The sequence below is a fragment of the Psychroserpens sp. S379A genome, assembly GCF_049800755.1.
In the GTDB taxonomy this organism is placed as follows: Bacteria; Bacteroidota; Bacteroidia; order Flavobacteriales; family Flavobacteriaceae; genus Psychroserpens.
Genome location: NZ_JBNAFQ010000002.1, coordinates 791,747 through 813,322, shown reverse-complemented (window position 1 = coordinate 813,322; position 21,576 = coordinate 791,747). Strand labels below are relative to the sequence as shown.

The 21,576-nt window shown below is 31.5% G+C and carries 24 protein-coding genes; 5 read left to right on the top strand and 19 right to left on the bottom strand.

Annotated features, from left to right (window positions below; translation table 11 throughout):
* Positions 1–47: 47 nt before the first annotated feature.
* From ACP15M_RS08445 to ACP15M_RS08385, 13 genes are all read right to left on the bottom strand, one after another.
* Entirely contained in the window at positions 48–755 is a 708-nt protein-coding gene (locus tag ACP15M_RS08445) for a LytR/AlgR family response regulator transcription factor (protein ID WP_425076755.1), read from the bottom strand.
* 9 nt (positions 756–764) lie between these two features.
* Positions 765–1,082: an Hpt domain-containing protein gene (locus tag ACP15M_RS08440; protein WP_425076754.1), complete on the bottom strand. Its 318-nt coding sequence runs from the start codon at positions 1,080–1,082 to the stop codon at positions 765–767.
* Positions 1,069–2,130 carry a sensor histidine kinase gene (locus ACP15M_RS08435; protein ID WP_425076753.1) on the bottom strand — a complete coding sequence of 354 codons (1,062 nt, stop codon included), beginning with the start codon at positions 2,128–2,130 and terminating at the stop codon, positions 1,069–1,071. The genes ACP15M_RS08440 and ACP15M_RS08435 overlap by 14 nt, the downstream gene beginning before the upstream one ends.
* Positions 2,131–3,264 (bottom strand): FIST signal transduction protein, encoded by a 1,134-nt coding sequence (locus ACP15M_RS08430; protein ID WP_425076752.1) that lies wholly within the window; start codon positions 3,262–3,264, stop codon positions 2,131–2,133. It abuts the gene before it with no gap.
* A 1-nt stretch (position 3,265) separates the two neighbouring features.
* The gene (locus ACP15M_RS08425) at positions 3,266–4,855 is read right to left on the bottom strand and encodes a PAS domain-containing sensor histidine kinase (RefSeq protein ID WP_425076751.1); all 1,590 of its coding nucleotides are present in this window, start codon (positions 4,853–4,855) and stop codon (positions 3,266–3,268) included.
* A gap of 1 nt (position 4,856) precedes the next feature.
* The gene (locus ACP15M_RS08420) at positions 4,857–5,396 is read right to left on the bottom strand and encodes a heme NO-binding domain-containing protein (protein ID WP_425076750.1); all 540 of its coding nucleotides are present in this window, start codon (positions 5,394–5,396) and stop codon (positions 4,857–4,859) included.
* 93 nt (positions 5,397–5,489) lie between these two features.
* Entirely contained in the window at positions 5,490–5,900 is a 411-nt protein-coding gene (locus ACP15M_RS08415) for a response regulator (RefSeq protein ID WP_425076749.1), read from the bottom strand.
* A 112-nt stretch (positions 5,901–6,012) separates the two neighbouring features.
* On the bottom strand, positions 6,013–6,381 hold the full coding sequence (locus ACP15M_RS08410) for an MmcQ/YjbR family DNA-binding protein (protein ID WP_425076748.1): 369 nt from the start codon (positions 6,379–6,381) through the stop codon (positions 6,013–6,015).
* A complete protein-coding gene (locus ACP15M_RS08405; RefSeq protein WP_425076747.1) occupies positions 6,378–6,986 on the bottom strand; it encodes a DUF4230 domain-containing protein in 609 nt (202 codons plus the stop codon). Before ACP15M_RS08405 ends, ACP15M_RS08410 begins: the two co-directional genes overlap by 4 nt.
* Positions 6,987–7,016: 30 nt before the next feature.
* Positions 7,017–7,784, bottom strand: coding sequence for a cyclase family protein (locus tag ACP15M_RS08400; protein WP_425076746.1), 768 nt, complete (start codon positions 7,782–7,784; stop codon positions 7,017–7,019).
* Positions 7,784–8,959, bottom strand: coding sequence for a radical SAM family heme chaperone HemW (gene hemW / locus ACP15M_RS08395; RefSeq protein ID WP_425076745.1), 1,176 nt, complete (start codon positions 8,957–8,959; stop codon positions 7,784–7,786). The genes ACP15M_RS08400 and hemW overlap by 1 nt, the downstream gene beginning before the upstream one ends.
* A 94-nt stretch (positions 8,960–9,053) precedes the next feature.
* On the bottom strand, positions 9,054–9,608 hold the full coding sequence (gene ruvC / locus ACP15M_RS08390; protein ID WP_425076744.1) for a crossover junction endodeoxyribonuclease RuvC: 555 nt from the start codon (positions 9,606–9,608) through the stop codon (positions 9,054–9,056).
* 3 nt (positions 9,609–9,611) lie between these two features.
* A complete protein-coding gene (locus tag ACP15M_RS08385; RefSeq protein WP_425076743.1) occupies positions 9,612–10,244 on the bottom strand; it encodes an outer membrane beta-barrel protein in 633 nt (210 codons plus the stop codon).
* Here ACP15M_RS08385 and ACP15M_RS08380 point away from each other — a divergent pair.
* The 4 genes from ACP15M_RS08380 to ACP15M_RS08365 are packed head-to-tail and all read left to right on the top strand — an operon-like array spanning position 10,234 to position 14,028.
* Positions 10,234–11,241: a lysylphosphatidylglycerol synthase domain-containing protein gene (locus ACP15M_RS08380; protein ID WP_425076742.1), complete on the top strand. Its 1,008-nt coding sequence runs from the start codon at positions 10,234–10,236 to the stop codon at positions 11,239–11,241. The genes ACP15M_RS08385 and ACP15M_RS08380 overlap by 11 nt on opposite strands.
* A complete protein-coding gene (locus ACP15M_RS08375; protein ID WP_425076741.1) occupies positions 11,241–12,365 on the top strand; it encodes a glycosyltransferase family 2 protein in 1,125 nt (374 codons plus the stop codon). Before ACP15M_RS08380 ends, ACP15M_RS08375 begins: the two co-directional genes overlap by 1 nt.
* A 53-nt stretch (positions 12,366–12,418) precedes the next feature.
* Positions 12,419–13,291 (top strand): hypothetical protein, encoded by an 873-nt coding sequence (locus ACP15M_RS08370; RefSeq protein ID WP_425076740.1) that lies wholly within the window; start codon positions 12,419–12,421, stop codon positions 13,289–13,291.
* Positions 13,291–14,028, top strand: coding sequence for a Bax inhibitor-1/YccA family protein (locus tag ACP15M_RS08365; protein ID WP_425076739.1), 738 nt, complete (start codon positions 13,291–13,293; stop codon positions 14,026–14,028). The genes ACP15M_RS08370 and ACP15M_RS08365 overlap by 1 nt, the downstream gene beginning before the upstream one ends.
* Here the strand turns inward: ACP15M_RS08365 and ACP15M_RS08360 are convergent.
* From ACP15M_RS08360 to ACP15M_RS08345, 4 genes are read right to left on the bottom strand one after another with little or no spacing between them, the layout of a single operon-like run.
* Positions 14,015–14,491 carry a hypothetical protein gene (locus tag ACP15M_RS08360; protein ID WP_425076738.1) on the bottom strand — a complete coding sequence of 159 codons (477 nt, stop codon included), beginning with the start codon at positions 14,489–14,491 and terminating at the stop codon, positions 14,015–14,017. The genes ACP15M_RS08365 and ACP15M_RS08360 overlap by 14 nt on opposite strands.
* 51 nt (positions 14,492–14,542) lie before the next feature.
* A complete protein-coding gene (locus ACP15M_RS08355) occupies positions 14,543–15,679 on the bottom strand; it encodes a tetratricopeptide repeat protein (protein WP_425076737.1) in 1,137 nt (378 codons plus the stop codon).
* Positions 15,679–17,559 (bottom strand): M56 family metallopeptidase, encoded by a 1,881-nt coding sequence (locus ACP15M_RS08350; RefSeq protein ID WP_425076736.1) that lies wholly within the window; start codon positions 17,557–17,559, stop codon positions 15,679–15,681. The genes ACP15M_RS08355 and ACP15M_RS08350 overlap by 1 nt, the downstream gene beginning before the upstream one ends.
* Position 17,560: 1 nt before the next feature.
* The gene (locus ACP15M_RS08345) at positions 17,561–17,923 is read right to left on the bottom strand and encodes a BlaI/MecI/CopY family transcriptional regulator (protein ID WP_425076735.1); all 363 of its coding nucleotides are present in this window, start codon (positions 17,921–17,923) and stop codon (positions 17,561–17,563) included.
* A gap of 182 nt (positions 17,924–18,105) precedes the next feature.
* Between ACP15M_RS08345 and ACP15M_RS08340 the strand changes: the two genes are divergently transcribed.
* A complete protein-coding gene (locus ACP15M_RS08340) occupies positions 18,106–18,603 on the top strand; it encodes a DUF456 domain-containing protein (protein ID WP_425076734.1) in 498 nt (165 codons plus the stop codon).
* A gap of 254 nt (positions 18,604–18,857) precedes the next feature.
* Here the strand turns inward: ACP15M_RS08340 and ACP15M_RS08335 are convergent, their stop codons facing one another.
* The gene (locus ACP15M_RS08335) at positions 18,858–19,526 is read right to left on the bottom strand and encodes a response regulator (RefSeq protein WP_425076733.1); all 669 of its coding nucleotides are present in this window, start codon (positions 19,524–19,526) and stop codon (positions 18,858–18,860) included.
* The gene (locus tag ACP15M_RS08330) at positions 19,526–21,553 is read right to left on the bottom strand and encodes a tetratricopeptide repeat-containing sensor histidine kinase (protein WP_425076732.1); all 2,028 of its coding nucleotides are present in this window, start codon (positions 21,551–21,553) and stop codon (positions 19,526–19,528) included. The genes ACP15M_RS08335 and ACP15M_RS08330 overlap by 1 nt, the downstream gene beginning before the upstream one ends.
* Positions 21,554–21,576 lie beyond the last annotated feature (23 nt).

Sequence of the window (21,576 nt, the reverse complement as noted above, 5' to 3'; positions counted from 1 at the left end):
CTAAAATCCTTCAGCGATGGATGGTAAAAAAGTGTAGATGAATGGTTTTAGAGCAAGTTAAGTCGCTTCATAAGTTCTGGTCGATTTGAACGACTTACAGGAATCACATCTTTTTTAATCAAGACACTATTATCCTCTATATCAATAATTTTATCGACATTAATAATGTACGATCGATGAACTTTTAAAAAAAGATCTTTAGGCAATTTTTCCTCTATTTTCTTAAGTGTTGAATGCACAGTGTAATTTTGTGTTTCGGTTTTTACATGTATGTAATCGCCTTTGGCTTCTACTAGATAAATACTTGGAATATCAATCTTAATAAGTCGTCTATCTATATTGACATAAAGGTCATTTCCCGAACTAGATTCTACCTTTTCAGATTGGGATGAGGGTTGAGAAACTGTTTTTGATTTAGCCTTTTTTATTGCCTTCTGAAAACGCTCTGGTGTAATAGGTTTCACGAGATAATCTACAATACAATCATATTCAAAAGCTTGAATGGCAAACTTTGAGTCTGATGTTGTTAAAATAATTTTTGGTGGATTTTTAATAGTTTCAATAAAATCGAAGCCTGTAAAATCTGGCATGTGAATGTCTAAAAAAATGAGATCGACCTCGTTTTGATTGAGATATTTTATAGCCTGAATTGCATTAGGAAATTCTTCAATTACGTGTAAGCCTTCTACGTTAGTACACAACTGCCCAATAATGGCTCTCGCAGCTGCTTCATCATCAATGATAATACAATTCATAAATATGTGCTATAACTGTTTTAAGTATTCAGTTATAATCTTAAGCACAGCCTCGAATTCTAAATGACCTACCTTAGTATTTTCAAGAAGATTTGTTTCGTAAGCCTGAGCAAGTTTATAACTTTTTTCAAGGCCTAAAATACTAATTTTATGTTTAAGTTTATGAACGCTTTCTGCTGTTGCTTTAAAATTCTCAGCTTCAAAATTTGTAAAGTACACCTGTTTTTCTGCAGGAAATTCGTTTTTAATAATATCGATAAGCTTTTGTTCAAAAGCCTTATCACCTCCAGACATGCTGTAAATGTAAGATAAGTTAGGCTGTTCCATTTTGCTGTTTTTTAAGGGTGAAATAAAAGGTCGTTCCTTCACCTGGTGTAGAAACTAACCAAATACTTCCACCGTAAACGTCTACAATTTTCTTCACAATAGACAAGCCAACACCTGTTGAGTCTTTTGTGTTTTCTAACTTTTCAAAAACTTTAAATATTTTATCGAAATATTTTTCGTCGATACCTTTCCCATTGTCTTTTACAAAGAACTCCCAATACTCTTGCTGCTCTTCAAAACCAATTGTAATCTTGCCTCTAGGTTTGTCATTATACTTTATCGCGTTACTGAGTAAGTTTTGAAATAATTGCTGCAAACGGTATTTATCACCTAATACTATGGGTAAATTAGAAATTGTAATATTAAAATGATTTGGAATATCAATCATTTTCAACACCTCTTGTATAAGCACATTTAAATCTACAGGATAAGCCTCATCTCGATCTTTACCAATGGTAGAGTAATCTAGAATACCACTTATTAGAGCATCCATTTTTTCTACATTGGTACGAATGAGATTTAACTGTGTGCTGCTATGCTCGTCAAGACGACCTTTGTTATCCTCAATTAACCAAGCTGCTAATGTATCAACACTTCGCAATGGTGATTTTAAATCGTGAGACACCATATGTGCATAATCACTAAGCTCTTGATTTTGATGTTCAAGCTCTTTCATCAACACCTCACGTTGTTTGTTTATTTTAATAATTTCGCTGGCCTGATCTTCAATAAAAGCAACAAGTTGAAGTTCATTAAGTTCTTGGTCTTCATCTGCTTTTGCATTGCTATTGAAAACCTTTAGTCGGTTAATGACACTTTTAAGCTTATCTATTAACTCTTTTTGTTCTTTAGCTTCTTGGTGTAGTTTCCTGTTGGCATCAAATAGCTCTTCAGAACTGATTTTCATAGCTCTCTGTGTCATTGCGAATTGCTCATCAAAATTGTTATACGACAAATCAACCGCTTCAAGAAATGCCTTCAAGTCTTTATTGTTTTTTAGTTCATCACTAAGAAACTTACGTATTTGTCTTTTAAGCAACGAATTCATTTATTCACTTATTAAGGTGATTGTCATGGTTTGATTGTGCAGTTGGCAGCTTACCTCACCATGAAAAGGCGCAATTTCACCATAAGAGTAAAACCCTGAAATAGTAGTATCATTTCCAAGAACTTCGATAACCTCTTCTATCTCTTCTTCAACACGTTGATCCAATACTAGTTTTCTTCCAATACAGCTTACTAACATAGCTAATTCTGGCTTTGTGGATCTTAAATCAAGTGCTTGTTGTGCAGCTCTCTCTGAAGCATTTGCAATATTATCTACATTAGTCATCATAAGTTGCACCTTTGCTTTTTCTGCAATATCACCAGCAAGAATTACCGCATTTTTCTCTTCATCAATATTCAAAATTGAACGTACAATAGACTGATTTTCATACTCAGAAGTAACGTTTAAAGGATACAATAAAGCTGCACCTGGAAGATCTTTAGCTTTATCACCTAAATACGATTTGTACAAATCTAGTGCTGGTTTTCCATCTAGTTCGTATAAGGTATTGCCTTCTGACTTAGTAACAATACGTTCTGGCCCAAAAGGTGTCCATCCTCCATAAATTGAAAACGAAATATCTAAGGTCTCACCATAAAATCCGATGGCAATGATTTCTCCTGGTTTTGGATTTTCATTATAACCTGCAAGAGTTTTTTCAAATCGTGCATCATCACCACACAAACCTCCAGTAATAATAATGTTATCATCTATAGCAGTATTCATTCCTTTGGTAAGTTGACTCCCATTTACAAAACTACCTTCTGAAACCACAAAAATATATTTTAACCCTTCTAAAGGGAATTGATTAATAAGTGTTTTACCTGTCTCGAGGCTATCCATTTCTTTAGATAAAATGTTACTCCGTTTTACTAGGAAGCTACTTTTCTCAAACTCAATAGCTGTAATTGTGATACTGTTTTCATTGACTGTATCAGAAGAAATTTCGGCACAAGCTGAACCAAAAACAATCTCGCCATTAGGAAACAAGGCTCGTACCTCTTCATAAAGTGATGATTCTTCTAATGCATATCTATTTCCGAATACTAAAACCAAAGGCTTTTTTAATTCTAATTTTGGTGACACATACTGCCAATCTTTATCATTTTGTTTTACTAATTGTACTGTTTTCATATCATTTTTTTAAGGTAAAAAAGAAAGTAGTACCTATTCCTGGTTCACTTTCTAGCCATATTTGACCTTCATGTAGGTTTACAATTTTTTTAACCAAAGACAGTCCAATACCTGTAGAATCTTTGCTTTTATTTAATGCATGAAAGATTTTAAAAATATTTTCATGAAATTGAGGTGCTATTCCAATGCCATTATCTTTGATTGAAAATTTAAAAGCTTCTGGTTGTTCTTCAACATCAATTTCAATGAGACCTTTGCTCTTATCATTAAATTTAACCGCATTACCTATTAGGTTCTGAAATACTTGTTGAAGCTTTGTTTTATCTCCACATAACACAGGTAATTGCCTCATACATTTAACTTTTATATGACCTGGTATATAAAGGATTTTTAACAAATCGTCTAACAATAATTGTGTGTCGACGGACTGTTTTTCGCTGTTATCTGAAGACACACTAGAGTAATTGAGAACGTCTGAAATAAGCTGTTCCATTTTTTCTAATGTGGTTTGGATAAGATCAAAATTTTGAAGACTTGCCTCGTCTAATTTATCTTTATTATCTTCTTTTAACCAACTGACCAAGGCATCTATACTTCGTAAAGGCGATTTTAAATCGTGAGAAACAATGTGTGCATATTCTTGCAACTCATCGTTACTTTTCTCTAGTTTTTGAAGCAATTTTTCTTTTTGGAACTCTAAATTTTTAAGCTCTGTGATATCTAAATGAATTCCGATGGAACCGATAACATTTCCTTGTAAATCGTAGTTAGGTGCACCACTAATTAACCAATAGCGAACTTCACCTGCCTTATTTTTCACTTTTAATTCGTAAGAATTAGATTCGCCACGTTTTCGTTTCTCATTTTCTGTTTTGATGATATTCTTATCCTGGTCTACTTGAAAAACCGCTCCACCTTTTTTTCCAATAAGTTCAGATTCTGAATAACCCGATATTTTTTCAAAACTTTGGTTAACCATCAAAATCTCATCATCATTGTTAACCTCTACTAGACCAAGATTCATATTGGCTATTATATTGCTGTATTTCTGCTTCTCAGATTCTAGAGCTTGTTGATACCTATTCTCTAATGTTATGTCTCTTACAATACCTTGTGCAGCCACTGCTATACCATCTTCATAAATGGTACTCGCATTAATATGTACGTATTTATTAGATTTATTTTTGGTTAAAATATTAATCTTGAAATTTGTAATAGATCCATCTACCAAAAGCCCTTTGAAAGAAGGCACTATACGTTTTACTTCTTCAGGAGCAACGAGATTCATTAAATTAACATCTTCAGAAATTGAATCGAATTCAAGGAGTTCAACTGCAGCCTGATTCATTTTAAGGACATTTCCAAAAAGGTCGATTATTACATAGGCATCTACAATATTTTCAAAAACTCCTTGTAGTTGAGAATTGGTTTTAGAATATAAGGTTTCGAGTTCTTTATGCGAAGCTTCTAACTTTTGATTGAGTTCGAATAGTTCAGCAGATTTGGCTTCAAGAATTTCTTCGGCAGCCTTTCTGGAAGCACGTTCTCGAGCAATTGCCCTTTTGAGAATTTCTACGTCTTCGTGACTCATGCTAAGCTTTGTTAATGAAAAATCTCACTTCTGTTCCTTTCTCATTTAGTTTTTTCATTTCAATATTGACAGGCACTTTAAAAAGCTTGAAGGTTTCTAACATTAAGCCCTTACCTAGCATATACAAGGCTTTATCTGACTTGTATACCATTACCATTTTGTCGTCTGTTTTTTGTTCTAGTTCAAAAGTTGGTAATTGGGCATCTGGATATATTTTTTGAACCTCAACATGAATATGATTTTCTATGGAGGATAGCAAATTCATAGGATCCTTGTAGTGTTCTACCAAATTAGGATGTGTTTTTATAAGCGCTTTAAAGAGATGTTCGGAGTATACCATAAGCAAATCGTCTACAGCAATATCTGTGTTTTCACTAAGATGAGAAATAAGTTGCAGCATTTCTGAAAATTCGTAAGTACCAACAGCTGTATAAATGCCTTCAGATTCTAAATTAGATTGGGTTATGATTTTATCGACCATTGCCAAGCCAAATTTTTCTTCTACAAGTTCTAAAAATTCGGTAAATATGATCCCTTTCATAGGTGTATTTATTTTAACTTATTATCAATTTTCCTAGTGATATAGGATTCATATTGTGTTAAAAAACACTGTATGAGCATCTTAAAAAATCACTTAGGCTGTAATTAATTCGTTGATGCTCCAATATCCTAATAATTTTTCAATTTTAGAAACATAGTCTTCATATTTAAGTGGTTTTAACACATAACCTGCAATTCCAATTTTATAGCATTCTAAGAGATCGCGTTGGTTATTAGACGTGGTTAAAATAATTGTGGGAATGTATTTTAGCCGATCGTCTGCTTTTAAAATTTTCAAGAACTCTATCCCGTTAATTTTAGGCATATTCAAATCTAACAGAATGATATCTGGTAGTTTATCTTTTTGCTCTAACAAAGTTAAAGCTTCTTCACCATTATTGGCTTCTATAATATTGTGCTTGAGTTGTAATGATGAAGTTGCTCTGCTCAGTTTCATTACTTCAATCATGTCATCTTCGATGAGTAGTACGTTGAGGGTTTTCATTTTGACTAGGATTAGATTAGCCAATATACCTCAATCTATTACAATAACAGTTATTATTCGGTTGAACGAGACTTAGTGTCGACGGATTACAAAAAAGTGTCGACGAATGGCTTTACAGATTTTCTAATTCCGCTTGCTTCTTCTTTGGCATGCCTTTAACCACCATATCGTATGAATGGTCAATCAATTCGCAAATGAATTTGGGTTGTAGCTCACCTTTATAAATATATACTGAGTTCCAGTGTTTTTTACTCATATGCCAACCTGCTGTAATACTTTCATATTCTGCTCGTAATTCTTCGGCATAATCTGGATCGCATTTTAAGTTTACATACCCTTCACCAATTTCCCATTTTTCTAAAGGAAAGAGGGCAAACATTTTACCTAACACTTTAAACACAAGTGTATCTTGATCAAAAGGAAAATCATCGGTTACACCTTTTTTACTTAAGCAATATGTTCTAAAATCTTCTATATTCATTTCAACAACTTGTTTTGATTAGCTTCTATTTTTAAAGCCGAATAATCTAAGGTCCAACCAATAGTTTCTACAATAGTTTCAATAAGTAAAATAGATTCTAAGGCTTCCTTTTTTGCAATGTCATACAAGCCACTTTCTGGGACTTTATTCATAATATGATTTTTAGCTTCGTTATGTAACTCCGTTAAATCTGAAGCTTCAAACTTATTGAACATACCATCTTTTTTATCGTAATAATTCAAATCGGTTTCAATAGATAACACTTCGGGTTGCGGAAAATGAAATAATCTAACTGTTTTGGTTTTTGTATCAGATTCTAACTTAATTTTAGACAAGTCAAATCCAACATGCGCTTTGGCATTAATTACAACCAATGCTTTCTTTTTACTCGTTACTAATTTTAAAAAGCGTTCTTTAACATCTTCGTAGTGGTAAATCTCAGCAAAATCACCTTCTACAGTAATAAATTTACAGACTTTTTTAATGCGATCTAATAAAATAACCGATTGCGAATGGGTTCTTTTTTTTATACTGAATTGCCTCACTAAAGTTACAATAGCTAAGGTCACTAATATACTTATGATGACTATAAAAAATGTTTCCATATAATTATGACTTAATCGATAAGATTAGACTTAAAAATTTACGTTTATATTATTAAGCACTTTAAATAATATTGGTTTACTTGGTGAAGCATCATTTTCGAAAGGTGCGATTTGCAGATTCAAAACGTACTCACCATCTTCAACAGTATTTGGCACATAAATCATCTCTGTAATTGTGCAGTCTTTTCTAAGCTTTCCATTAACATTCCAAAACGCTTTATGAGCTTTGAGTTCGCCTTCATCTTTTTCTTTATCGACACTTGGTAAATCGATAAGTAAATGTTTAATTCCTTTTTTAACCAAATAAAATACTGCTTCCTCTTCTAAATAGGTCCAATTGGTATTAGAATATTGCTTGTTCATTTTATCTTGCATGTTAGGCAACGTTCTAATTATAATAGCATCTCGCTTTTTATTGCCTAATGCAAATTGTAATTGCTTTTTTGAAATTACTGTATCATCTCCTAATTGTTCTGCAGCGACTGAAACCACTTCGGCTAAAAAGAAAAATTGTTTTAGGTTTTGATTTATTGAATGAAATGCTTTGGTTATATGTCCAACACATTCGGTATGTGTACCATGAGCATGTGGATTAAACTGAATACTATTAAAGTTTACATCTGCACCTTCAGCAACACTACCAGTCCAACCGTCTAACTGAACAGGTTCAATTTTAGGTTCATCAACATACCATGCATTTACATTTTGTTTAGACGCATGTAAAGGAATTGAAATATCTAAAGGTTTGGTTAAATCTATTTGTAATTTTCTAGAATTGTATTGTATTGTTGTTAGCACTATAAATTAAGTTTAAAAAGTTCTGAAGCAATTCCGTCACATAAAAATTGTCCTTTTTTAGTAACACATAAATGCTCATCATCAATATACAATAAATGTTGATTTATAAAAACTTTGGATTGTTCAATTAGATAATCCTTAAAAACTGTGCCAAAATCTTTTTCTATTTTAGAAAATGAAATTCCCCAAATGGTTCGTAAGCCTGTCATTACATATTCATTGTATTGATCTGTAATGGTTAAGGTTTCGGTTTCTAGAGGAAGGGTTTCACGTTCAATAGCTTTAATATATTTTGAATTGTTAGCCACATTCCAACCACGTTGTTTTCCATTAAATGAATGTGCCGAAGGTCCAATTCCTATATACGATTTGCCTTGCCAATAGGCTGAATTATTTTTACTGAAGTAATCTTCTTTCCCGAAGTTAGATAACTCGTAATGAATAAATCCTTTGGCTTCTAAACTGTCTTTCAAGATATGAAACTGCTCATGAGCTTGCGCATCATCAAGCGCATCAATTAATCCCTTTTTTATAAAACTCTCTAAGGCAGTTTTTGGTTCAACAGTCAATGCATAACTCGAAATATGTGGAATATTAAAAGCCAATGCTGTATCTATATTTTGTTTCCAACGTTCATTGCTTAAACCTGGAATGCCATAAATTAAATCGACTGAAATATTATCGAAATGTTGAGTTGCTTCCTCTAAACATGCTTTAGCTTCACTTGCATTATGTGCACGATTCATGAGTTTTAAGTCATCTTCAAAAAACGATTGAATTCCGATTGATAATCGGTTAATTCCTATGTTTCTATATGAATAGAAAATGGATTTTTCAAAACGACCTCTCGACTGCGCTCGAGGTAACAATTCTGCTTTAATTAAATCATCTGGATTGGCTTCTAGAGTAATTTCTGGAGCCTCAACAACATTATAATTTTCGTAAACCGAATCAATTAAAGTCTTTAATTCTTCATTAGACAATAAAGATGGTGTGCCTCCTCCAAAATATATAGTTTCTACTGTAGTCTTCTTAAATTCATCTTTTCTCAGCTGAATTTCTTTCACTAAAGCATTAACCATTTCATCTCGTTTTTTCAAAGAGGTTGAAAAATGAAAATCGCAATAATGACAGGCTTGCTTACAAAATGGTATGTGAATATAAATGCCGCTCAATTAGGTGTTAGATGATTAGATAGTTAGATGGTTAGATAAATTATTTTTAAAATGTGATTCAATTATTAACAACTCTGTAACTTAATAATAAAAGCTATTTTTTTACACGATCTTCGTTTTGCTTTACAAAACTTGCCCAACCTGAATAACTTTTACCAACTTCAATACGACCTTCGTTATAAAAATGACACACAGCAGCAGCCAAACCATCTGTAGCATCTAAGTTTTTAGGAAGGGTTTTCAATCCTAAAGTACTTTGCAACATTTTTGCGACTTGCTCTTTGCTTGCATTTCCGTTTCCTGTAATGGCCATTTTGATTTTTTTAGGCGAATATTCAGTAATCGGAACTTCACGAGATAAACCTGCTGCCATGGCAACACCTTGTGCTCTACCAAGTTTTAACATACTCTGCACATTTTTTCCGAAGAAAGGAGCTTCAATCGCTATTTCATCTGGATGATAGGTGTCAATTAATTCTACTGTACGTTCAAAAATGAGTTTCAGCTTCAGATAATGATCACTGTATTTTTTTAAATCTAATTCATTTAACTGAAGAAAAGACATTGTTTTTCCTTCAACTTTAATCAATCCAAAACCCATAATTGTGGTTCCAGGATCAATGCCTAATATGATTTTTTCTTTAGTCATGTATTAGCAATAATGGCATCCACTTAAAGAGAATGTAATTCCGAAGGTAATTGTTAACAGGTTTCCGTTAAAGGATCCAAAACCATCAATCACTGGATCAAAATCTTTTCCGAACCCAATAATATATGAGGTATCTGCATATATAGACATGTATTCACTCAAAGCATAATGCACTTCAAGTCCAGCCATCATGTTTAAAAACGATAAGTTATTATCTGAGTAATCTCCTAGTGGTTTTACAAAAGAATAACCTGGACCTGCATGTGCGACCAAACCCATTCGTTGTGGTAAAAAACCAATCATCTCTGTTGGATCATAAACAAATTGCGCATTGATTCTTGTGTAATTGACTTTAAAATCTGGCGAATCTCCATCACTTGAAAATCTGTTAAATCCAAAATCTAATTTGGCTCCAAACTGCTGCTTAAACATATACTGAAAGCCAGCATTAACGGTTGGAAAATTAACCGATTTTGACTCAAACCCTTCTACAAATCCAGATTGAGATGGACTATTTAAGCCAAGAGCAATTTGAGCTTTCCATACATTCGTATCTTTTTGAGCAAAAGAAACTACTGTAAACAATAAGCATACGATAACTAATTTGTGTTTTTGAGTTTTAAAAATGGACATCATATCATTAGAATGGTTTATTTTTACGACAATGCATTTTGGTGGTCTTCCTTACAAAACTAAACAATTCTTTCTTGTACTTATTAAATTAAGTATTGTTGTTGGTGCATTTTATTTTATTTACAAAAAGTTAGTCGAAAACGAAGCATTAGATTTTTCTGATTTTCTTCAGTTTTTAAGAGAAAACCATGTGTTTACATTAAAAAACGTGCTTTTTTTATTGTTTTTAACCATTTTAAACTGGTTTTTTGAAATTTTAAAATGGCAAACTTTAGTGGCAACTATTGAAAAAATAAGCTTCAAAAATGCTCTTGAACAAAGCTTAGGCTCTTTAACAGCATCTTTATTTACTCCAAACCGCATTGGCGAATATGGAGCCAAAGCCATTTACTTTGTTTCTGGAAAACGAAAAAAAATTGTATTCCTAAATTTTCTAAGCAATATGATGCAAATGACTACAACGGTTTTATTTGGCACTATTGGGTTATGGCTATTACATTCAAAATACGATTTGCAAATTGATTATTTCAAAATTTCACGCTTTTTAGTAATCATTTTAATTATTGCTGTATTTACAACATTTGGACTTAAACAGAGTAAATTTAAAATCAAAGGATTTGCGATTGATAAACTGCTTCATTTTTTTAAAGCCATGCCTACTAAAACTAAACTTTTTGGGATGCTGTTATCAATCATGAAGTATGCTGTGTTTTCTTTTCAGTTTTATTATTTGCTACATGTTTTTGGTGTCAATGTGAGCTATTATAATGCCATGATTGTAATTACATCGATGTATTTACTCGCTTCTGTAATTCCTTCGGTATTTATATTTGATGTGATTATAAAAAGTAGCGTTGCTGTGTATTTGTTTTCTGTTGTTGGTGTTAACGATTTTACAACGCTAAGTATTGTAACCATAATGTGGCTGCTTAATTTTGTTTTACCAAGCATCTTCGGAAGTTACCATGTGCTTAACTTTAATTTTCAAAAAGATAATTAATGCTCATCATTACCATCATTATTATTGTTTTATATCTATTTCTCATCGGAAGCTTTGCCGTTGGATTTGATAAAGTTGCGCCTATTGCTTTAGAAGACATTTCGCCTAAAACCAATTTTAGCATTGTTATTCCGTTTCGAAATGAAGCTGAAAATTTGCCTGATTTATTAGATTCTATTTTAACTCTGAATTATCCTAAACATAAATTTGAAATTTTGTTTGTAGATGACCATTCTGAAGATGAATCGATACAACGTATCAGAAGCAAACTAAACAAAACCAACATAGATTTCACGATACTTAACAATGAGGCAGTTTCTGATGCTCCTAAAAAAACAGCCATTACAAAAGCCATATCGAAAGCCAAGTATAATTGGATTGCGACTACAGATGCCGATTGTAAACTACCTAAATACTGGTTAGATGCTTTTGATTGCTTTATTCAAAAAAATGACACAAAATTTATAGTCGCTCCAGTTACTTATCATAATGTTACTTCATTTTTAAAACGGTTTCAGTTACTCGATTTTTTAAGCTTACAAGGTGTTGGGATTGGCAGTTTTGGTTTAAAAAAACCTATGCTTTGCAATGGCGCAAACATTGCTTATTCTAAAGCTTTATTTCTAGAATTAAATGGTTTTGAAGGTAATACTCATATTTCAAGTGGAGATGATATTTTTATGCTCGAAAAAGCAAAGCAAAAATATCCTAAACACATTCATTATTTAAAAAATGAAAACACCATTGTTAAAACATTAGCGCAACCTAATTTTAAAAGTTTGATTTCTCAACGTGTACGTTGGGCTTCAAAAACATCGAGCTACAATAGTCTTTTTGCAAAACTTACAGGAATGATTGTGTTTTTAATGAATGGTTTTCTAGTCTGCGCTCCACTACTTGTATTAGCTAATTTTATAACACTAAAAACTTTGTTGTATACTTTCATTATTAAGTTTTGCATCGACTTCTTATTACTGTTTAAAGCTGCTCGTTTTTTTAATCAAGAGTCCTATTTAGCATCATTTGTTTTTTCAAGTTTTATCTATCCATTCTTTTCTGTTTATGTTGTATTTATATCTGTTTTTAAAGGCTATAAATGGAAAAATCGCAGCTATAACAAATAGTACTTTCTCATTTATTTTTGTTAGCTTTACATGAATTACAACTTAATGTCCTAATGAAAAAGATCATCTATATTTTATGCTTGGTGTTTAGCGTATCATTTCTTCAAGCACAAGAAAATTACACCATTAATGGCGAAACTTTAGAATTAAAAACTGAAGTTGAAGGCAAACTAGATTTACTTTGGAATATTATAGATGGTCAATATCGCTATTTTGTTAGAACCGAAGACAATACCATTACCGAACTAAAAAACACTAAAGCAGATCGAAAATTTCAAGAAGAATATAAAACTTTACTTGAAGAACTCACAAATAATTACGACTCAACAAAACGACTCAACCTTACTTTATTTAGCCTAAAAGAATTTATTGACAACTATAATAGTTCTGTAGATACAACCTATGAGTCTAGTGTAAGTAGAAGTAAATTTCAATTTAGACTTGGTGTTTTTGGAGGTATGACGAACAGTCCGTTTGTTGACAATCCTGATAATAAAACAACACCATTGTTTGGTGCAGAATTAGAAGTATTAGAAGCCAAACGCATTTCGAGACATGCTGTATTTATGCAACTAAAACATGTTTTAGAGCAAGACGATATTAAATATTCTACAACCGAATTATCTTTAGGTTATCGCTTTAGAGTTATTAACAAAGAACGATTTAGTCTTTACGGAAACTGTAAGTTTGCGACACTTAATTTTTCGAGTTCGACTATTGTAAGGGAAATTGATGGTGAAATCACTACCGAAGACGTTAACGAAACAGCTTTTGATGTGCCTTTTATTTTTGGTATTGGAGCAGATATTAATGTGAGTAAAAATAGTTTTATCACTTTAGCTTACAATGAGCTTTTTGCAATATTGATAGATAATCAAGGTAACTTTTCAACCGATTTTTCTATTGGATACAAGTTTAATTTGTAATGCGACTTTCTAATTACAAAACTAACAATCCTGTATTTTCTGAGTTCTTTTGGGACGAGCAACAAAGCTCTAACAAAAAAATGAGTGTTACTGGCATCTTGATTAAATCTCTATGCTGCATACTTACAATTGCTGCTATAACAGCTTATATCTGGAAACTTAATGAAAACGGAATGCCAGTTAAATGGTTTACTCTTGGTGGTATGCTCGCTTCAATTGTTATAAGTATTGTTATTTCTGTTAGACATCATTGGGCTCCAGTTTTGGTTCCAATATATACCATTGCAAAAGGTGTTTTCCTTGGTGGATTTTCTGCATATGCACACGTCCATTTTCCTGAAATGCCTTATCAAGCTATTGGTGTTACTATCGTGACTTTTTTTATCATGCTTCTATTGTACCAAACTAGAGTTATTATTGTGACAAAAAAATTGAGAAGTGTTGTCATTACATCTGCAATAAGTATTATGGCTGTATACTTGATTTCATTAGTATTGAGTTTTTTTGGCATCAAATCTTACATTTGGGGAACGTCTTGGTTTGCTATTATCTTTAATTGTATTGCAGCTATTGTAGCTTCTTTTGCGCTTTTATTAGACTTCGACTACATTGAGCGATATAAACATAAAGCGCCAAAATATAAAGAATGGCTTGCAACTTGGGGACTTTTAGCAACACTTATCTGGCTGTATGTTGAAGTGTTAAGATTGATGCAAAAATTAGCTATTCGATTTTGATAACTACTGGAAAACTAAACTGTGTGGTCACTTGCTGACTTCGTTTTAATGCTGGAAAAATTTTAGGAAGCGAGTCTAAACTTGCGCGTAACAAACTATCTAATTGCGGAATTTGCTGTTTTGTTAAGGCACTACTTTCTATTGAATTTATTGAAAACTGACCTTCTTTATCAATTGTGATTTTTAAATTAATCGTTTCGTTAATAGCTTCGGTAACAACAATGTGGTATTGAGCTAAGTTTGTATTTAAGATATCTCTTAAGGTATGCTCAAAACATTGTTTTTTCGCTTCTTTTTCTAAAGTAGAATCACATGAAATAAACGCAGGATATTCATCAACTTCATTCCAACTAAAGCTTTGCAATTCTTCTTCTAATAAATCTTCGGAATATACTTTTTTCTTGTTGAAATAATCACAAGACATCATATTGATGAACACTAAAAAAACAAGTACACGTTTCATGTTGGTATAACTGAAAGCGAAAAGTACAATTTTTTTAGATATTACAAAGGCTTACTCTTTTTCCTTTAAGAATTTTTCTTCCTTTAATTCTACTATTCGTTGCTTTGCAAAACGAATAAATGGCGATTTAGAATAATCGCTAATAAAATCTTTGTAGGCCTTTATTTTTGAATCAATATCTGCATAATAATGATCTTTGGTCGTTACAATAAAAAACGCTGAAGATAAATTATCTGGATTTTCTTTTAAAGACTGTTTAAATGCATTTATAGCTTCATTGTAACGCTCTTGCCTATTCAATACCATTCCTAATTTTTGATACTCAAAATCTAAAGGTATGTCTTTTAACTTCAAGGCTTTCAGCATATATGTTTCAGCATTTTTATAATCATTAAGTTGCTCGTAATACGTTCCAATCACAAACATTGCATTGGCATCATAAGGATTAAATTTTAAAGCAAGTTTTCGTTGTTCGATAGCCTGTTCATATTCTGATAACTCTGCATAAACAAGACTTAATTTTTCATGTATAAACTCTGAAGATTCTCCTAAATCAATGAGTTTTTGAAACCAAATTTTTGCATCATTATAGTAATCTTGATAATAATAGTTTTGTGCCTTTAAACTAATTAGTTTTACATTAGCAGCATAGCTTTCTAAACCTTTATCGATGTATTGATGTGAAGCTGCATGCTTTCTTTTAATAAGAAAATATTTCGCAATTTTAAATATGGCTTTTTGATGTGTATTATCTAAATCATAAGCCAATCTAAACCGATTCATAGCTGTAGAATCGTTTATTTTTTCGAGAGCCAAACCCATTTCATAATGGTAATTCGGGTTTTGAGAATCAATATTTATCAATTCACTAAAGATTGTAATAGACGCTTCAAACTGCTTTGTTTTTGTCAACAATTTTGCATACTCATATTTAGACAAAGCATCTTCTGGATGTGCTTTTGTATATAGTTTATAATACTGAAGTGCTTGTTGGTAATTGCCAATGGCTACATACGATTTGGCAATATTGTTATAAACTTCATCTTGATTTGAATACGATTTATATGCTGAAATGGCTTTACTATAATTACCATTAAGATATAGACTATCTGCAATAGTTAAAACCGAAGATTGTGCTTCGGTTTTAAAAAATAATATTGCAAACAATACACTAAATACTATTCTCATTAATCTTTTTTATCTGGTGCAACTTGAAACAAAATTGGCAAACTATAAGGAACCGTTACAATTTTACCTTTTTGTAATCCAGGTTTAAATTGAGGTAATAAATTAATGACGCGTATGGCTTCATTTTCTAAATCTGGATGAGGTGCTCTTGCTCTAACTTCAATAACATCACCTTGTGTATCAATTTTAAAAATAACACTAATACGTTGCTTTCCAACTAAACCTAATTGTTTAGCCATGTCTGTATTAAAATTTTTATTGACATGGATTGCTATATTTTCACTCATGCATGCCTTTTGTTCTTCATTGGTAGTTAAATTTTGACAGCCTAGCATTACTGGTACTTGATCGACGACAGCAAATGGCACTTCAATAGATTCTTCAACTTCTATAATTTCAATTTCTTCTTGTAATGCTTTATCGACTTCTTCTTTAAACTCCTTTACACCTGAAGGATCTTGTAGAATTATTTTAGAATTACCATTCATAGAAGCAATCAACAATTTTTTAAAATACGTATCGCGTTCTATCATATCTAATTTATGACGCATTGTTTGTTTTTCTTCTTCAGTCATGTTTCCTAAATCATTGACCAGTAAACGCAATACACCATTTCGACTATTATTCTCCCAAATCTCTTTAGCTTCATTAGTGTGTTTCCAGTCTACATATTCGTCATATGTTCTGCTAAACATTTTTTTCATCGATTCAGAATGTTTAATATCCTCTTGACTGATGTCTTCATCATTTTCAACTTTTCGTTGCATAGAAGTATTAGTGATATATTCAAAATATGCGTTCTGCTTATAATAATCTGATTTTGATAAAATGTACTGCTCTTTATTACCTAAACCGAAATCGAAAATCTTCATAAACCCTTCACCATTTTTGACCATCTCCTGAATCAAGTTATAATATTTCTCCTTTAATGCTTTATCACTTAGTTTAGAATCGTCAACTTGAATGGTCTCTTCTACAACTTCTATTTTTGGTTCTGGTTGTGCATATGATGATGTGTAAATAAGCATTGCACATACCATAGGAAGTAGCAACGCATATTTTATAATATGAATTTGTTTTGACTTTGTTTTACTTAACATAAGAATTCGTTTTTTGATTAAGGATTGTTTAAAGAATGGGTTGACAAATGAGAACTGTTGGGTTTCAAAAACCTGAGCTAGTAAATTATTATAATAGGTTACTTTGTTTTGATGCTTTACTGCTTTAGCATCAGCTATAAACTCATGAAGTTCTGAAATCCTATTTTGATACATATATACTAATGGGTTGAACCAGAATGCAATTCGGAGTAATTCAAAAAAGAGTAAATCTAAAGTATGTTTTTGTTTTACATGAACACTTTCATGTTCTAAAATTGAAGGTTGGTCTTTGGGATGTATTGCTTCGCCTAAAAACACATAATGAAAAAATGAAAATGCCGAAGTACTTTTAAAAAGCGTTACAATAAGCAAATCGTTGCTCCAACGTTTCGGATGTTTATAAAATAAAACCATTAGCTTAACAATCTTATACAACAAGATTAATGATGCTAAACACATACCACTAAACAGTACAATGTTCCAGATTGAAACAGGTTCTGGTTCTATCGAAATTCCTGCAAGATTTGCTATTTCTGGAGTTAAAGTATTTGTTTGCGAGACCTCGCCAATAATTACTTCTGGTAATCGAATAACAAATGCTTCAGGCATTATCGTTTTTATACGTTCTATTTTTATAAAAGGAATTAAAATTGATAATACAGCTGTTATCAAAAGGTAAGCTCTATTCCAATTGAAGAAGGTTTCCTTCCGAAGAAACACATCGTATATGATTAAAAAACCAAGTTGAAATGCAACAACTTGTAATATATAATGTAACATATTATGAGTTGTTTTTATTAATATCTTTTAAGATGGCTTCCATATCTTCAAGGTTAACATCATTTTTCTTTACAAAAAAAGACACCATACTCTTAAAAGAGCCTTGAAAATAATTGTCAACCAAAGTATTTATTGACTGGTTGCTATAATCTTGCTTTTGTACAATAGGGAAATACAAATGACCTTTGCCTTGTTTTTCATAATCAACAAACCCTTTAGATTCTAAAATCCTAACTATTGTTGACACAGTGTTATAAGCGGGTTTGGGTTCTGGCAATTGCGCTATAATATCTTTTACGTTGGCTTTTTGTAGTTGCCAAAGAATTTGCATTATTTCTTCTTCTGCTTTGGTGAGTTGCTTCATAATTCAGTGTTCAGTGTTCAGTGTTCAGTGTTCAGTGTTCAGTGTTCAGTGTTCAGTGTTCAGTGTTCAGTGTTCAGTGTTCAAATATAACTAAAATTTTAGTTTCAACTAATTTTTTAGTTTAATATTGTAACAAAACACATACACTTACGTCTAATTTTATAGAATTTTAATCTTATTATATGGATATATTTTTAACCATACTTGCTGCTTTTTTCATGATTTTAGGAATTATTGGCAGTTTTTTACCTGTCTTACCTGGTCCTTTGACGAGTTGGGTAGGATTACTCATTTTACATCTTACAGATGTTGTACCAATGAATTGGACCTTTTTAATTATCACACTCATTATAGCCATTACAATATGGATTCTTGATTACATCATTCCTGCAATGGGAACAAAACGCTTTGGAGGTAGTAAAGCTGGCATGATTGGAACTTCTTTAGGTTTAATTGTTGGCTTATTATCGCCAATTCCTGGAGGTATTATTATTGGTCCTTTTGTTGGTGCTCTAGTTGGTGAACTAATTAATAAAAGTGAATTTGATAAAGCTCTAAAAGCTGCTTTTGGTTCTTTTTTAGGGTTTTTAGCATCAACATTTATAAAGTTTATTGTGGCATTGGTGTTTTTAGGACTCTTTATTGTAAAAATTATAGAGTATCAAGATGTACTCTTCTAGTCACCACACTATAAAAAGATAAAACCTAACAACTAATGAGAAGAATTGTTAGGTTTTTTTTCTTTGCTATTAATTCAACAAATTACGTTAGAGGGATTAATTAACTTTGTTGACCACACAAATATAAGTTTTGAAATTTACTTTGAGATGCGGAAAAACCGTAAACTTGATGCGGAAAAACCGTACTTTTTAGGTTTTACAAGGGTTTCAAGCTTGTCTTATCTGACAAAAAACCGTAAATAAAACTATTTTTTTTACAAAAACCCTTTTGTTCTGGCTTCCTGAATCAAAGTTTCATCTTTTCCATCTTCAATTGAAAACAACAGTTTGAGTTGCTTTTTTCGTTTTTCGATAGCACTCATAGACAAATTAATATGCTCTGGAAGACTTCTAGTTTTCATTCCTTGAGCTAAGAGGTGTAAAATTTTTCGGTTAACTTCATCGACATAAATTTCATTAATAACCGATTTGTTTAAAAAATTAGTCACAGTACTACTGTAATAAGGAGGATTGATAAGTATATGGTGAAATGCTTCAGCTAATTCGCTAGATGTTAAATCACTTTTTATAAGAAATCCGTCTGGATTTATTTCCTTTACAATGCTATGAATACGATACGATTCATTAAACATGGTAAGTATAATAATCTTAGCATTAGGTAGTATATTCTTAGCTATTTTAGCCAAATCTTCACCAGAAGTGATTCTTCCATCAGACGAAGGTGGTAAGCTAATGTCAAAAAAGCACACATCATAAGGACGTTCGTCGGCAGCTTTTTGCATAAGCAAATTGGCAGCATCACAAGTATTAGCAGTATCGATAACTAATGTTTGGTCTTCCTTTTTTGTTGCCATCAATGTATTTTGGTAACCTTCAATTATGATAGGATGATCGTCAACCATTAAAATATGAATGTGCTGCATTATGGATTGGTTTTATAAGGTATTTCTATATGTATTGTTGTGCCTTTATTTAATTGAGATGAGATATCTACAGTTCCTTGTAAATCATTCACTCTGGCATTAATATTTTTTATTCCTATTCCTTTTTTACTTTTATTAACATCAAATCCTTTACCATCATCTGTAATTGATAATAAAATTACATTATTTTTTAATTCAAAACTAATTCTTACCAATTCAGCATTAGCATGTTTATAAATATTTTGAAGTGATTCTTGAATAATTCGGTAGATATTGATTTTATTTTTATTGGAAACACTTTCCCAGCTCACATCATCTGTAAAATCAAAGTTATATTTAAGTTGATAGGCAGTGGTTTGCTTTTCAATCAATTCGGAAACAATATCCATAAAACCAGAACCTGAAACAAAATCGGTATTTAGATCATGAGAGATTTTTCGAATATCGTCTTCAATGGTTTTTAATTCATTAATATAATTAGATCTATTTTGAATGGCTTCTTTTCCTTCTGAAAAATTTAAACTATCTAGACTTAGACGTGTTCCAAATAAGCGACCTAAAATACCATCATGCATTTCTTGAGAGATTCGTTTTTTCTCATTAGCTCTAGCTTCATCAACTTTATCTTGCTGAGATAACATTAGATTATAAATTTCTTCATTGGCTTTTTGCTGGTCTTTTTCAAATTGAAGCTCTTTATTTTTGGCACGTTGCGTGATAATTATATAGAGTAAAAATAAAGTCACTAAGAGAACCGCTGAGACAATCATTAGCCACATTTTTTGCTGAGAAATACGCTCATTTTCTTCTTCAATCTTATCTGTATCAAATTCAATTCTTGCAAATTTATTATGAACATTGCGCTCTACTTTAAGCAAGCTATCACTTAGTTTAATATGCTCATACAAATATGTCTTTCCTTCTTGACCATCTTTGAGTTTAGACAAAATCCTCAAAGTTTCTAACAATATCTCATTTGATGATATCTCCTTAGCAATTTTATAAGCTTTATTAGCATATTTTAATGAAGAATCTTTCTTCGTGTGAAAATAAAATTTAGACAAATCAATACTTACAGCTAATTTAGTAATATTATCATCTAGACTATCACTAATATGGTAAGCCTCTTTAAACAAACTTTCCATATTATCAATATCATCATCTCCAGCTAAAAACTTGGTAAACGCTAAATTATCAATTACTAAAGGATAAAATGTTGGATCATATTCATGATATTGTTCTTTAATTGAAGCTAAATATGAATATAATTGTAAAGCTTTATCATAGTTTTCGAGTTTTCGGTAAACAAATGCTTTATTATTTAATGAATATATTTCATTGTAAAAACCTTTAGACATCTCAGAAGCAACTTCAATTGCTAGGTTATGGTACTCTAAAGATTTTTCATAATTATCGAGTTTAAGAGAGATTATACCTAATAGGTTATTAAGTATCCAAAGATTGTCAAGATTATCTTCTGTACTAGGTAAATTTTCAAAAATACGAAGAGCTTTAATTGCATTTTCTTCGCTGCCAATATAATCTTTCTCTGTATCTTGAATATCTGCAATATTTAGTAAAATAATAGCCTTCCTTTTTAACTCCTCATCTAAATTGTAGTATTTTAAGGCATTTATGTAGTAATAATACGCACTATCATGCTCTTGATTAGAATGGAAATAAATTGCTAAATTATCGTTAGCAATAGCAATTGAAGTTGAATCATTAATCTTTTGTGCAAGCTCTATATTAGATTTATTAATTTCTAAATATTCATCATACTTCTCTGATGAATAATACAATAAAGAAAGTTGCCTCCTACTTAGTAATATTGTAGAATCAATATTTATTTTTTCTGCAAGCCTGACAGATTCTATACCTAGACGAAGACGTTCCTCTAGTGATAAATTAGATTTTTTTGAGTTTAATCTTAAAGAAATAGCCTTATCTAATTCTCTATTTTTCTTTTGAGCAAAAGATGAAAATGCTATGATGACACATAAAATTAGTACTAAGCTCTTCCTCAAGATTAATCATTTTTGGTTTCTCA

Coding starts and splice junctions, on each gene's coding strand:
- ACP15M_RS08445 (WP_425076755.1), bottom strand. CDS start 755: ATGAATTGTATTATCATTGATGATGAAGCAGCTGCGAGAGCCATTATT.
- ACP15M_RS08440 (WP_425076754.1), bottom strand. CDS start 1,082: ATGGAACAGCCTAACTTATCTTACATTTACAGCATGTCTGGAGGTGAT.
- ACP15M_RS08435 (WP_425076753.1), bottom strand. CDS start 2,130: ATGAATTCGTTGCTTAAAAGACAAATACGTAAGTTTCTTAGTGATGAA.
- ACP15M_RS08430 (WP_425076752.1), bottom strand. CDS start 3,264: ATGAAAACAGTACAATTAGTAAAACAAAATGATAAAGATTGGCAGTAT.
- ACP15M_RS08425 (WP_425076751.1), bottom strand. CDS start 4,855: ATGAGTCACGAAGACGTAGAAATTCTCAAAAGGGCAATTGCTCGAGAA.
- ACP15M_RS08420 (WP_425076750.1), bottom strand. CDS start 5,396: ATGAAAGGGATCATATTTACCGAATTTTTAGAACTTGTAGAAGAAAAA.
- ACP15M_RS08415 (WP_425076749.1), bottom strand. CDS start 5,900: ATGAAAACCCTCAACGTACTACTCATCGAAGATGACATGATTGAAGTA.
- ACP15M_RS08410 (WP_425076748.1), bottom strand. CDS start 6,381: ATGAATATAGAAGATTTTAGAACATATTGCTTAAGTAAAAAAGGTGTA.
- ACP15M_RS08405 (WP_425076747.1), bottom strand. CDS start 6,986: ATGGAAACATTTTTTATAGTCATCATAAGTATATTAGTGACCTTAGCT.
- ruvC (WP_425076744.1), bottom strand. CDS start 9,608: ATGACTAAAGAAAAAATCATATTAGGCATTGATCCTGGAACCACAATT.
- ACP15M_RS08380 (WP_425076742.1), top strand. CDS start 10,234: ATGGACATCATATCATTAGAATGGTTTATTTTTACGACAATGCATTTT.
- ACP15M_RS08385 (WP_425076743.1), bottom strand. CDS start 10,244: ATGATGTCCATTTTTAAAACTCAAAAACACAAATTAGTTATCGTATGC.
- ACP15M_RS08375 (WP_425076741.1), top strand. CDS start 11,241: ATGCTCATCATTACCATCATTATTATTGTTTTATATCTATTTCTCATC.
- ACP15M_RS08370 (WP_425076740.1), top strand. CDS start 12,419: ATGAAAAAGATCATCTATATTTTATGCTTGGTGTTTAGCGTATCATTT.
- ACP15M_RS08365 (WP_425076739.1), top strand. CDS start 13,291: ATGCGACTTTCTAATTACAAAACTAACAATCCTGTATTTTCTGAGTTC.
- ACP15M_RS08360 (WP_425076738.1), bottom strand. CDS start 14,491: ATGAAACGTGTACTTGTTTTTTTAGTGTTCATCAATATGATGTCTTGT.
- ACP15M_RS08355 (WP_425076737.1), bottom strand. CDS start 15,679: ATGAGAATAGTATTTAGTGTATTGTTTGCAATATTATTTTTTAAAACC.
- ACP15M_RS08350 (WP_425076736.1), bottom strand. CDS start 17,559: ATGTTACATTATATATTACAAGTTGTTGCATTTCAACTTGGTTTTTTA.
- ACP15M_RS08345 (WP_425076735.1), bottom strand. CDS start 17,923: ATGAAGCAACTCACCAAAGCAGAAGAAGAAATAATGCAAATTCTTTGG.
- ACP15M_RS08340 (WP_425076734.1), top strand. CDS start 18,106: ATGGATATATTTTTAACCATACTTGCTGCTTTTTTCATGATTTTAGGA.
- ACP15M_RS08335 (WP_425076733.1), bottom strand. CDS start 19,526: ATGCAGCACATTCATATTTTAATGGTTGACGATCATCCTATCATAATT.